This window comes from Mesorhizobium sp. LSHC412B00 (assembly GCF_000503035.1).
In the GTDB taxonomy this organism is placed as follows: domain Bacteria; phylum Pseudomonadota; class Alphaproteobacteria; order Rhizobiales; family Rhizobiaceae; genus Mesorhizobium.
The window spans coordinates 23,596-36,306 of record NZ_AYWB01000017.1; the positions used below are offsets into that span (position 1 = coordinate 23,596).

The window sequence follows — 12,711 nt, forward strand, 5'->3', positions numbered from 1 at the left end:
GCTCGCCTTCAATCCGTCTTGGGATACGCCGGCAATGGAAGGGACCCAAGCTGCCGTCCTGTGCCGTGCCCGACCCCCAAAAGGCGCCGCGCATAGCGGGTGAGCGGCTTCTCGAACAGACGGTGGATGATAAATGCCACGCCCACGGTTATCGCCAAGGCGGAACCGATGAAGGCCCACGGGCCGAGTACAAAGATCAAGCCTGTACGCCAGAACAATAGGCGCATGGCGCGGATCACGAATGGATGCATGAGGTAAAGAGCGTATGACGCATCGCCAACGCCAGCGGCCCACCTCGCCGCCAGGCTGTCATGCCTCAGTTTACCCGGGGGTGCCAAGGCAGCACTCCAAACAATTAGAGACGCCGGAATGCCATACACGACAGAGCGACCAAGGCCGGCCGAGATATCAGGAAACGCCGCCGCAAGCATCAGGGCACCCAGTCCCGTTGCGGCGACACAGGCCCTGATTGGGCCGGAAGGCCGCAGGCCCGAGGCGCACATGACCCCAATCATCGCGCCGAAAGCGAATTCGAGGATGATCGGATTGGTCCAGAAACCCCAAGGCTCTGGCAAAGGAGCCGCAAGAGCGCCCAAGAGCACCATCCCAACCAGGATCGTGAGCAGGACCGTAACTGCCCACCGCATGGGCAGCACGATCGTCGCCGTGAACAGCGCGTAAAACAGCATCTCATAATTGAGCGTCCAACCCAACTCGTAGACCGGCTGAACGACGCCGTCAGGGCGACCGGCCGGAACGAATAAGTAGGATTCGACTACAAACCTGAAATCGACGTAGCTCTGGTTGAGAAGATTTGGGGCGGCCACCGCTACCGCAATGTAGAGCGAGGTGAGCGCCCAATATAGCGGGACAATTCGCGCGATCCGGCGGGAAATGAAGAGACGCGCGCCCCCGGGCTTTGCGAACAGCTGTCGCGACGTATGCACCATGATAAGCCCGGAAATCACGAAGAAAATATCGACTCCAGCGCTCCATGGTATCGGATTCCAGCTCTGAAAGGTGCGACCGGCCTGTAATTCCAGGGTGGCCGCATCATGCTGGGCGTGTCGCAGCGCGACCGAACTAGCCGCGAGGGCGCGCAGGACCTGGACCTGGGTGAGGGTTTCGCGTTGGCTGCTCTCGACAGGCGTCGATCTCTCCGAGCGACGGCGCACTGCAGGCGCCGAGGCGCTCGCCATTCGGGCTTGTTCCATGGATGCTCCGCAGATTGTGAGCACACCCTGGGGCGCCTCCGAAACTGATGCATCCTTCAAATGACGGACACAGCCCGCGAAGTATCGGCTGCCCGCGCGGGTGTCCGGAACAGAGATACGCCGAAGCGTCTGTGCAGCCCTATGGCCTTTGTGCGATCCGGGCTTCGTGACTTCCTGCCCGAACGACGGCAATCACCGTAGCCAAAACAGTGCTCTCATTTGCTCGCCCTCAAGAACCAATGCCATTGACGGGCATCGACCGCGCTCGGCCTGATCGACAGCAAGGCAAAAACCAAGCCTGGCATGATTTTCAGTCGCTTGCGGATATAGACGGCCATGGCAATGCTCCAGATGCTCAGTGCAAGTGCCACACCCACCGCAGCGCCAAGCAGGCCGTACACCGCAACTCCGGCTGCACAGGCAATTATATTGGCCACAGCACCCGCTACCATCGTCGTTGCCGCAGCCCATTCATTTCCAGTCATGGTCAGGAGATTCTGTTGGGGCCCGCACAGCGCGACAAAGACATATCCCAAAATCAGAACCCGTGCGATCGGCGCTCCCGCGCTATAACCCTCACCGAAATAGCTCAAGAACGGCTCGACTATCACCATCATTGGGACGGCCACCAGGATGGCACCGCCAGCGGAAAGCAGGGTTGCGCGCGCGAACAGCTGTTGTAGGCCTCTGCGATCGCCTCTGACGTAGAGATCGGCTGCTGTTGGCGAAAACATGGTTGCCACGGCGATACGGGACAGGCCCACGAGCATCGCGACATTCAAGGCCAGCGCGAAAATACCCGCTTCAGCAATATGGCTTGTCCAGCCCAAAACCAGGACTCCTGCCCGACTGACGAAAACATCGAGCCCAGTGATGAGCATGAGTGGGGGGACGGCAAGCCACCATTCCCTCGAGGCATAACTTGGCTTGGCGTGTCCCAGGCCGGGTGGTTCAAACCTCCTCGCGATGATGAACACCAGCGCCGCTGTGAAAGCGGAACTCACAAGCACCGCCAGCGTCACCGAGGGCGCATCCACTGTTCGAAATCCCGACAATGCCAGGAGCGCTACCAACACGAGCAGGAGCCCGTCTCGCATGATGCGCTCCGGCAACAACGCCGAGACAACGCCGCCGAAAGCACGCACAAGCGTGGCTCCGAGAGCATAGGCCGTAACCAAGGGCACAGCCATCATGCCGAGCACGATGCTTGTCTCAAGCCCTCTTTCCGTTGGATCTGAAAGGAACAGGACGGACGCAGCGCCGATCATCCCGAACAAGGTTGCCGCTATCAGCGATCTCTGCAGCGCAAATCTTATCACCCCGCGGGCTAGATCAAGCCTGCCACTGGCCCTATAGGCCGGGAGGAAACGCAACAATGATACATTAAAGCCAAGCGTTGCCAGATAGGCGAGCACTGACGTCCAAGCCTGAACGTAGGAATAGATGCCGTAGTTGTGAGGTCCGATAAGGCGTGCAATTGCCAACTGTGCAAGACTGGTCAAACCAGCGCCACCAATATAGATCAACAAGGCGAATATGCTTGCCCAAGCCAGCCGCGAGCCCATGTCCTTGTTGCGCGGCGGTGCGGTTGCTGAACCAGTTACATCTGCGCGATGAGCCGGCAACTCAATTTGCTTTTCGCCGACCGACCTATCGAAGCGCGACAATGCAGAAAGTATTTGTCTCTCAATCCGACAAATACTTTTAAAGGTCGATGGACCATCGGTGTTTTCGACGGAGATGATTTCCCGGCCAGATGTTGTCAGGAGGTCATGCATCGCTTCAAAAACGGCGAATGAGCGCATGTTAACGTTCAAGTCGGCCTCGAAAATCCGTTCCGCCGGCGGCTCAAGCTCCATCCGCCGACGAAGGCGACTTTCCACGACCGCAGCTGGCACCAAGAGCCTGACGGTGAGATCGGCCGCCGGTGCGAGGCTGAGCGCCTTTTCCAGCGCTCTGGGGTTGGTGCTCCCATTAAACATCGCAAGCGAACCAATCGCTTGAACATATCCTTGATCGAAAATTATAATTTCGGGCGATTGCTCCGCAGACTTCCAGCAACGCGAAAGGTGCAGGATGTATCGCCAGATTCGCGCGCGCCATATTCGGTTTTTTGGCGGTATCATCCTCACCATTGCAAAGGAATTGGAAATATCATCGGCTCGCCCTGCCGAAAAAAGCAGTATTCTGGCTGTTGAAAACATCGCCGATACGATCCGTGATATGAACAGAAAGATTCCGAGATCATATTTGGCGGCCCTGGTGCTTGGCTTGTAGCTGAGAGCGACCTTGGCGTGATAGCCTTTCCCGCGCAGCTGCTGCGCAAGCGCATGTGCGAAGGTTGTTTTGCCGGATCCTGGAGGTCCGAAAAATTCAATGATCATCGTGTAGCTGGCTCGATTTAGGGGCGCGATCGCTCCCTGGACCTTCTGTTGAAGATCGCACACGCATCTTCAAACCCTCTCCAACAGAAGATCGGCGTTGTCTCCGAGCCTGGAGCCGGCTAGCCTCTTCAGGTTCACCCGGGTGAGCACACTCCCTACTGGAACGGTGGCGGATCCGCCGGCCCCTATTGCATCCAGAGCACCACGGGCAATGCTGCGCCTCGTCCTTGCCCAGCGAACGGCAAAAAGCACCGAATCGGCCCAGCGCTTAAGCAGCCTGGTTTCAGGCCCCCCGAGGCCCAGGGGACCGTTCATGATGACCACGTCGTAGGCCGAACGCAGCTCCTCGGTGAACTGACATTTGTCGACGGTGGACAGAAGCGTCAGGAGATCATCGGAAGGTGCTGGAGCGGCCATGAGGTCGATACCGATTTCCGGCATCCTCGTGATTGCATCCTTCAGCACGCAACGTTCATTCACATAGTCGCCGAAGGAGTTCCGGGCCTTGTCGGTGCTGAATTCACCACGAAACCCGTTCGTGAGCCGCACATCCTTGCGATCGAGATCGAGGAAAAGCACTCTTCCTCCCAGCCGCGTTGCCGCCAGCGCCAGGCTCCATGCCAACTCGGTCTTGGCATCGTCCTGGATGCTGGATGTCACGAGAATGATATGCGGCGGCTGTCCCTTTCCCTGAGTTGGCGCCGCAGTGACGAGCAGCGAAGTCACGGCGCGGCTGAACGGCAAGTTCTGCTGGCTCAGAACCAGATGCCGCAGCTTTCTGGCGTTAAGTCCCGCAACCCTGGGAAGCAGTCCTACGCACGGGACCCCAAGCTCGGCCTCGGCTTCGGCTTCACTGCGCAAGGTTTGGTTGAAACCGTTGCGGACCAGGACAATGACCGCCCCCATGAGACCAAAGACGACCATGCCGGGGGGAATCAGGAAAATCGGCGACAATGTCACGGGGGTCGACGGCGGCCAGGCGGTCGAAAGGACCGCTACGCCTGGCGAAGGAGCGGCGATGCGACGTATCAGATCCTGCTGCCGGCTCAGGAGTTCGTTGTAATGCTGCGTCACGATGGCTACCCTAGGCTCAAGGGAACGCAGCCCCGAAAGTTGGCTCGCCGTGTCCGCCACGGCCGCGTCGAGCATCGCCTTGCGACTTTCAAGAGCCGTAGCCTGAGACCGGTAGACATTTGCCTCGGCAGCGATTCGGGCAACGCTTTGCTCCATTTCGCGGGCGATCGCGTTGCGCAGATCGCCGTCGGCGGCGGCACCCGACTGGCGTGTCACCAGGTCCGTCAACACGGGCGACCCGATTTCTTCAGCGATGGCCGTGACCGGGGCGCCCGCCTTGCGCAGGTCCTCAATACGGCGAAGGCGCGCTTCCGACGCGGAAAGACTGGCTTTCGATAGGAATATCTGCCGGCCGAGTTCCGCTGTCTCACTGGCTGCGTTGTTGGCCGCAGTCTGATCGACGGCGCCATGCGTGAGCCGGTATGTCTCCAGCCGATCTGTCGCTCCGACAAGATCCCTTTGTACTTGCGGAAGGCTGGCGACTATCGAATCCAGATTAACCTGATCCGATGCCCGGCTTTTTTGTACCAGATCTTGAATGTAGACCTGGGCAAACGTGTTCGCGACAAGTGCCGCACGCGCCGGACTTGGATCGGTGAAGCCGATGGTGATGACGCGTGATCGCAGCTCTTGTCCGACCCTCATTCCGTTGCGTAGCGCCTTCAGTTCGGGCGCGTCCGCTGCGTCCGGATTTTCCGCCACCGTGTTATCCTGTCTCCAGGCCCTGCTCAGGAGATCGATGAGGAACGAGCCAGCCGCGGGCGGGACGGCATTGACGACGGTCTTTCCGTTACCGTCGACTGGTTGGGCTTTGCGGAGTGCTGCCAGGACCCGACGCAGGTGGCCTTGCGAGGAGAGCATCGTCAGATGATCATCGATGTTCGATTCCAGCGAGTCCTGGGCGGATGCCACGCCGCCCGAAGCACTGCTGCTCGGGGCATCGATAATGACCTGGGTAGTTGCCTCGAACAGCACCGGGCGGGTGAAGCCTGCCAGTCCGGCCAGGATGCCGCCCAGAAGGGCCATGGCAAGCAAGAACCATTTTCGCGTCGTCAGGATGATGACGAGCTGGTGGAAGGGTGACGATTGCGTTGGCTCGCGTGGCGGCCGCATCAAGCGCAGATTGGTTTCAAGTGTCCCAACTTCCATCTGCTTGGCGCGCGGACGCCGGGCGCGGTTGGCTATGGAACCTTCCATCTCAATCCCCTGTCAGTTCGATATGGTAAGAAGGGTGCGTGGCGACCGTCGATGGCCGCATGGCTTCGTTGCGCCACGCCTGAAACATGAGCACCGGCCACAGGTCGCGGAAATTATCTTGGCTTCCATGCAGATGATTGCGCCAGCATGCGTCGACCTTCTCACGGTCGATGACCCCGTCCCCGGAGCGGCCGATCGTGGCAATGATATCGGTTGCCCAGCCGCGCAAGGGCCCTTTCAACCAAGTCCCGACCGGAACGTCGAAACCTTGCTTGGGCCGGTCGACCAGTCGGCGTGGTACATAACGATCAAGCAGTCGGCGAAGCAACCATTTGCCCTTCCCGTTTCGGACTTTGGCACGGGCTGGCAAGCGCCAGGCGAATTCAACGACGCGATGGTCCAGGATCGGGCATCGCCCCTCGAGGCTGTTGGCCATGGTGGCTCGATCGAGCTTCACCAAAATGTCGCCCGGTAGATAGCCTGTCATGTCGGCGAATAGGAGACGCGAGAGCAGGCCGTCGAGCTTTGTGGTGTCGGTAGGTGCTGTCGACGGCTTGCGATGAACAAGGTCGTTGGCTGAAGATTTTGTCAGTTGCAGAAAGAGTTCGTCCTCATCTCGCGCCGCGAGCAGGCGGGCAAGGCGAGCCAGGCGGTCACCGCGCAAGCCATGCCGCATATTCGCCGAAAGCGGCAGATTGCCGATGATATCTTTCTGAGAGGCTTGGGCCAGCAACCCAGCCCCCGATGCCAACAGCCGGCGAAATGACAATGGCAGCTCATGCTGCTTTGTGAGGCGGGTTGCCAGGAAGTGTCGAGAATAGCCTGCGAAGCACTCGTCGCCGCCATCGCCTGAAAGCGCCACGGTTACGTGTTGCCGCGCGAGGCGCGACACCAGCAGCGTCGGTATCTGCGATTCATCGGCAAACGGCTCGTCCCAAATCCGGGGCAGCTCCGGAATGACCTCAAGCGCGGCAGCCGGCGAGAGATGAAGTTCCGTATGATCGGTGCCCAGATGCCGAGCAACCGCGGCCGCATGGGGAGCTTCATCAAACCCACCTTCCCCGAACGCTATGGTGAACGTCCGAACGGGGTTTCGGGACTGTGCCTGCATCAGGGCGACGACAGTCGAGCTGTCGATCCCGCCCGACAGAAAGGCGCCCAGCGGCACATCTGCAACCATTCGTTCCTTGACGGCCAGTCGGAGCAGGCTGTCGAGCTCGGTCGCGAGGTCCTCGTCGCTGGCGGCTATCGGATCGCGCTGTCCCTTGCCGGCGACATCGGCCAGCGACCACCAAGGGTGAATGCGATGCGCAAGCGAACCGGTGCCTCGGGCGTTGGCGAATTGCGCCGCAGTGACCGACAGGACTGAACCAGGCGGCAACTTGAACACGCCCTGCCAAATGCAACGGTCATCCGGCACCCAGCCGTTGGAAACCATCGTCGTCGCCGCATCGACATCGAGTTCCGGGGTGAAGCCTGGGAAGCAAGTGATCGCCTTCAGCTCCGAGGCGAAGACAAGCGCGTCACGTGTCAAGGCGACATAGAGTGGCTTCTTGCCCATTCGGTCGCGGGCAAGCTGAAGCGTTCGGTTCTCCAGGTCCCACAGCCCGAAAGCAAACATGCCAGCGAAGCGCGCGAGGGCTGCATCAAGGCCCCAGCTTTCGATCGCGCACAGCATGACCTCCGTGTCGCTGGCGCCGCGGAAATGATGGCCCGCCCCTTCCAGTTCACGGCGCAGATCGCGAAAATTGTATATCTCGCCATTGAACGTGATGACATACCGACCGCTCGCGGAGAGCATTGGCTGGCGACCCGCTTCGGACAGGTCGACGATGGCCAGTCGCCGGTGGCCGAAGGCTACCCCCCCTTCACGGCTCACCCAGAAGGCCTCACCGTCAGGTCCGCGATGACGAAGCGTCGTCGCCATCGGTCCGATGGCCCTGAGCGCACTTGCGTTGGCTGCATCGGGCGCCAACAAAATTCCGGCGATCCCACACATTCTAGCATCTCCTCTGGCGAACAATCGCGGGGATCGCTTCCGGCGTCCCGGCGGCAAGGCAGAGGGTCAGACAGAACCACACGATCGGATGGCGGATGACCAAATGCGGAGCACTGAAAACGGCGATCGATGCCACGAGCGCCACGAGAGCGTCCAGCTTCGCCCGCCAGGCGGACAACGCAGCCGAGCCGAAGATCCACATCAGGGCTAGAACCGAAATCAGGCCGCCCTGAGTGTAGAGATCCAGGATGGTGCTGTGCGCCTCGAAGGGCCGCGGCAAAAACTGTTGATTGACCACGGGCGGACTATCTAGATGCGGGCCCGGACCCAGTCCAAGCGATCCCGATCGTGCCCCCTTCTCCAAGGCTGCATTCCAGAGGTAGAGGCGAAGCGCCGCGGTTTGGGCAGTCGCTTCCCCGCCCTTGTCTTTGGTCAGGCTCTTGGCGAAGTCTTCGGCGCTGGAGGCCTCGCTGAGGGCATAGGGCGCTATAGACAGGGCCAGCGGCAGGAAGCCAACGGCCATCAGGACGGCAAGCTGCCTTGAAAGGCTCGCCTTATTGCCGTCGCTCGCCAGCCAGGCCCGGACCCGCAGCCCGAGAAGGATCAGACAAGCCAGGACCGTGGTATAAAGGTAGGTATCGCTTTTTGTCAGCCTTCCGACGTAAACGGTGAATATGAGGCTGCATAGGGCAAGGCATCTTCCCCATTTATTGCTGGTGGTTGTGGCAAGATGCAAGGCCAGTGGACCGAGTAGGGCGCAGTAGAGCGCAAGCTGGTTCGGATTGTCGGACCACCCGCAGAAGCGGTCCCAGTACCAGGGTTCGACCCCAGCCTGATGGAGCCAGCCGAAACCAAGCCCTACCTGAATGATGAAGCCCGCATTCGCGACAGCAACCATCCACCAGGCGATACGACGCAAACGGAAAGACGCGTTGGGCTCCGCAGCGGCCAGACAGGTGACGCACGCCAACAGCACATAGGCCAGCGTGTCGTGCAACAACGGATCCAGGAACAACGTGGTTGTCAGAAAACCGATGATGTAACCCACGCCCATGGCAAGCGCCAGGATCAGCCAGAAAAGCCCAAGCTTGGCCAGTGCCGGCGTAACCTCCAGTTGGCCGCCAGCAAGGATTCGCGTCATCGACAGCATTATCCAGAGCGTGAGGCACAGTTCGCTGTAGCCGAAGGGCAGCCCTGGGATGCTGAGTTGCGCCGCGTAGGACATCGCGACGCCGAAGGCCAGAAGCGCATCACGCATCATTGCCGCGCCTCGCCCAGTCGATGGGGGCTCGGCACCGCCTCTTCCCTCGGATTCGCCTGCGCAGCTTGAACAAGCCTGCTGCGATATCTGCCACCCAGGATTGTCTTGTACAGGTCGCAATACTGGTCGATGACCCACGACAACGAGAACCGCTCCCGCACGAATCCGACGGAACGGCTCCCCATGGTCTTGCCACGGGCGGGGTCGGAAAGAATATCGACTATCCGGGAGGCCAAGCCATCCGCATCGCGCGGCGCCACGAGATAGCCGTTCCAGCCATCCTCAACCACATCGTTGCAGCCCGGCATGTTGGAGGCGACGATCGGTAATCCGGACAATCCCGCCTCCAGCAGGACACGCGGAATTCCCTCGCGATATTGCGTCGGAAACGCAAACAGATCCGCCATCCCCAGGAGGGCTGGAATGTCGCGCCTTGGCCCCAATGCGACAACGTGGGGAACATGGCGCTCGATATCGGCTCTGCTGACGGCAAACGGACCTTCGGAGTCTTGCGGGCCGACAAGTACGAAACGCGCGTTGGGCCTCTCGCGGATAACGCGAGGAACCGCCTCGATGAGGGTTGGAATCCCCTTCTGCCGCGTGAGCCGACCGACAAATATTATGACCTGGGCCGATTGTAGGCCAAGTTCCTCGCGCATCGTGGCAGCCGAAGGACCACGATACCTTGCCATCGAGAATGCATCGGGGTCGATGCCAGAACTCCGGATCAGTCGCCCTTTGCCGCGAGCCACCAGCCGGTAGCGCTCGAAGAAGGCCTGATCATCACTATTCTGGAAGACGGTCATGGCTGTCCAACGAGACGCCACCCCCTGAAGGCCGCAAAAGAAAGGACGCAATGCCAGGGCCCGCGGCTCCCGCGACGAGAATGTCCAACCAAGCCCGTTGATGGTGCGAACGACGGGAACGTGCCCGCGCACCGCCAGTGGAGTTAGGAGATTGGGCTTGGTGTCGAAACTTTGAATGATGTCCGGACGCAGTTCGGACATCAGTTCACGGATCGCGCTGACAGCACCCCATTCTGCACCGCCGCTGCCAAAGCGGTCGAACCCGAATCGGCGATGGGCAATGCCATGGGGGGAAAAGGCGGCTCCGAGATCACTCGAAACGGCAGTGACTTGAAAACCCCTTTCGCGAAGCGCCAAAAGAAACGGGATTCTTAGTCTATGATCCTCGCCTCCAACGCAAACCAGATGCGGACTCATCCTGTCGCTCCTGGATGCGATACCAATCGCTTAAAACAGCTGATCCTATCCGCGGTTTCCATGGCCGGTTTCATCGCCCCTGAACACACAACAGCCAGTCCCACGCTAGGAGGAGGCTTTCGTGCTGTCCTCGTCTGTTTGCATGAAGCAAGCTGATCAACGATGCGGCAATGCAGCCACAATCGCTGTCGCCTCGGTCAGTGCGTTGGATCATCCGGTCTGACGGTGCAAGGACGACATCTTCGCGTACGACACGGCGGGCCGGATATAAAAAAGGGCTGTGTTCGAAAGGTCCGCGCGCCGCGTTCAAAGCAACTTCCGCCCGCCTTCTCTCGCCGGATCAACATCGCGACCAGGCGGTGTGATGACTCGCACCGCCAGTTCTCCCGATCGCTTCGTCTGGAAACAGGCTTTCACCCGGTCTCTGGATATGGTCGGATCCACCAGCCGCATCTTCCCGCGGCTAGGCGACCGCGTTGAGGAGCATCGAGCGGCTGCAATGGGAGGCTTCGCCAGGACGCGGTTCCTTTTGCGGTCTGAGCTCGAATAAATCCTGCGGAAGCGCGCATTTGGGCGGTGGCTCGCGCAACCGAAGCGCGCATTGGCCGATTGCCGCCACTGCAAATGCGCAGGCGCTCCGGCAGACTTCGCTGCAATGCTTTCGTTGCAGGCTTGAGCGCCCGACATACTTGGATCATCTACAAACCTCTAACGCAAGCGTAACATCGAGGCTGTTGTGTTTTCCGGACGATGATCAAAGATTCTATCAAGGGACGCCGGTATTTGATTTGTCGCTAATGGATCCTTTCCCTAGGCAGGTGTGGGGCGCCTACCGAATCGGACGAAGGGTATGTCAATGACAACACTCCATTACGCCTCGGGCGGGTCGGCCTCCGAGGTCGCGAAAGCTGGATTCAATCTTGTTGATGTATCTTCCTTGGACCAGCTCAACGCCTTGCCGGCCGGCCAGAAAGGCCTAGTGTGGCTCAATGAAGCCGATGGTGCAACCTCCTCCTTTATCCAGAAGGTCACGCCCTTCATCGGCAATCCGAAAGTGTTTGGCTTCTTCCTCGTCGATGAGCCGGACCCGACCGGCAAATGGGGAACTTATGCCACCGCCGCTGATCTGAAGGCGGAGTCAGACTGGATCCACAGCCACCTGCCCGGCGCCAAGACCTTCATAACCATGATGAACATGGGGTCTTCCGCTAACCCCGACTTTTCAAACACATTCAATCCTGCCAACACGCATATCGACTATTACGGCTTGGATCCCTACCCGGTACGGACCGGAACAAGCACGATTGACTACAACATGATCGACAGGACTGTGGCGGCGGCCGTCGCCTCGGGCATCCCGCTCAGTCAGGTCGTTCCCGTGTATCAGACCTTCGGCGGCGGCGACTGGACGACCGACACGGGCGGTCGCTATGTCCTGCCCAGCGTTGCTCAGGAAAAGACCATGTTGGACCACTGGGCCAAGGTAGCGCCTTCGCCCGCCTTCGACTATGCCTATGCTTGGGGTTCTCAACAGGGCGACACGGCGCTTGAGAGCTCGCCGACGCTGCAGGCTCTGTTCCTTCAACACAACCAGAGCACCGCAAGCGGTCCTTCGGCCAGCGAACCGACGCCGCCGCCTACCAGCACAGTGCCTCCGCCCACAAGTGTCCCTCCGACCAGCACCGGCGATCACATTTTCTACGGCACGGGTAGCGCGGATGTGCTTCGCGGCACCGCTGGCGCGGACACGATGATGGGCCGCGGCTACAACGACACCTACTATGTCAACAACGCCGGCGACAAGGTGGTGGAACTGCGGCACAGCGGCAACGATAGCGTGCTGGCATCGGTCAGCTACGCGCTGTCGGCCGGCTCGCAGGTCGAGCATCTTGCGACCGCCAGCAAATTGGGAACTGCCGCCATCAAGCTCACGGGAAACGAATTCGCCCAAACCATTGATGGCAATTCCGGGAGCAACACTATCAACGGCGGTGGCGGGAGAGACGTTCTGACGGGACATGGCGGCAACGACGTCTTTGTCTTCGATTCGGCTCTCAAGGTCGGCAATATCGACAAGGTCACCGATTTCAAAGTGGGCCACGACAAGATCCAACTCGACCACACCGTGTTTGCCGGCCTGCATACAGGCGCCCTTCCCTCTTCGGCGTTTTACGCCGGCAGGGCCGCGCACGACAGCGGCGATCACATCGTCTATAACAGCACGACCGGCGCGCTTTCCTTTGACAGCGACGGCTCGGGCGGCGCACATCAGATCCAATTTGCCACTCTATCGCCACATCTGGCTCTGACGGCGTCCTCGTTCATCGTGACGTGACCGTGGGAACGTCAGCCTGAGCAA

General features: G+C 60.1%; 7 protein-coding genes. 1 reads left to right on the forward strand and 6 read right to left on the reverse strand.

Annotated elements, in window-relative coordinates; translation table 11 throughout:
* Positions 1-8 precede the first annotated feature (8 nt).
* The 6 genes from X757_RS141255 to X757_RS141235 all read right to left on the reverse strand — a co-directional run bounded on the left by X757_RS141255 (position 9) and on the right by X757_RS141235 (position 10,352).
* Positions 9-1,214, reverse strand: a complete 1,206-nt coding sequence (locus X757_RS141255; protein WP_050593972.1) for an acyltransferase — start codon at positions 1,212-1,214, stop codon at positions 9-11.
* A 215-nt stretch (positions 1,215-1,429) separates the two neighbouring features.
* Entirely contained in the window at positions 1,430-3,598 is a 2,169-nt protein-coding gene (locus X757_RS1000000165870) for a polysaccharide biosynthesis C-terminal domain-containing protein (RefSeq protein ID WP_031251550.1), read from the reverse strand.
* A gap of 69 nt (positions 3,599-3,667) precedes the next feature.
* Complete coding sequence (locus X757_RS141250) at positions 3,668-5,869, reverse strand: exopolysaccharide transport family protein (RefSeq protein ID WP_023727381.1); 2,202 nt, start codon at positions 5,867-5,869, stop codon at positions 3,668-3,670.
* Between the two features lies 1 nt (position 5,870).
* Positions 5,871-7,868, reverse strand: coding sequence for an asparagine synthase (glutamine-hydrolyzing) (gene asnB / locus X757_RS141245; RefSeq protein ID WP_023727382.1), 1,998 nt, complete (start codon positions 7,866-7,868; stop codon positions 5,871-5,873).
* Position 7,869: 1 nt separating this feature from the next.
* Complete coding sequence (locus tag X757_RS141240; protein ID WP_245267072.1) at positions 7,870-9,126, reverse strand: O-antigen ligase; 1,257 nt, start codon at positions 9,124-9,126, stop codon at positions 7,870-7,872.
* A complete protein-coding gene (locus X757_RS141235; RefSeq protein ID WP_023727383.1) occupies positions 9,126-10,352 on the reverse strand; it encodes a glycosyltransferase family 4 protein in 1,227 nt (408 codons plus the stop codon). Before X757_RS141235 ends, X757_RS141240 begins: the two co-directional genes overlap by 1 nt.
* Positions 10,353-11,208: 856 nt before the next feature.
* On the opposite strand from X757_RS141235, the gene X757_RS141225 reads away from it, so the two are divergent.
* Positions 11,209-12,687: a M10 family metallopeptidase C-terminal domain-containing protein gene (locus X757_RS141225; protein WP_023727385.1), complete on the forward strand. Its 1,479-nt coding sequence runs from the start codon at positions 11,209-11,211 to the stop codon at positions 12,685-12,687.
* Positions 12,688-12,711 lie beyond the last annotated feature (24 nt).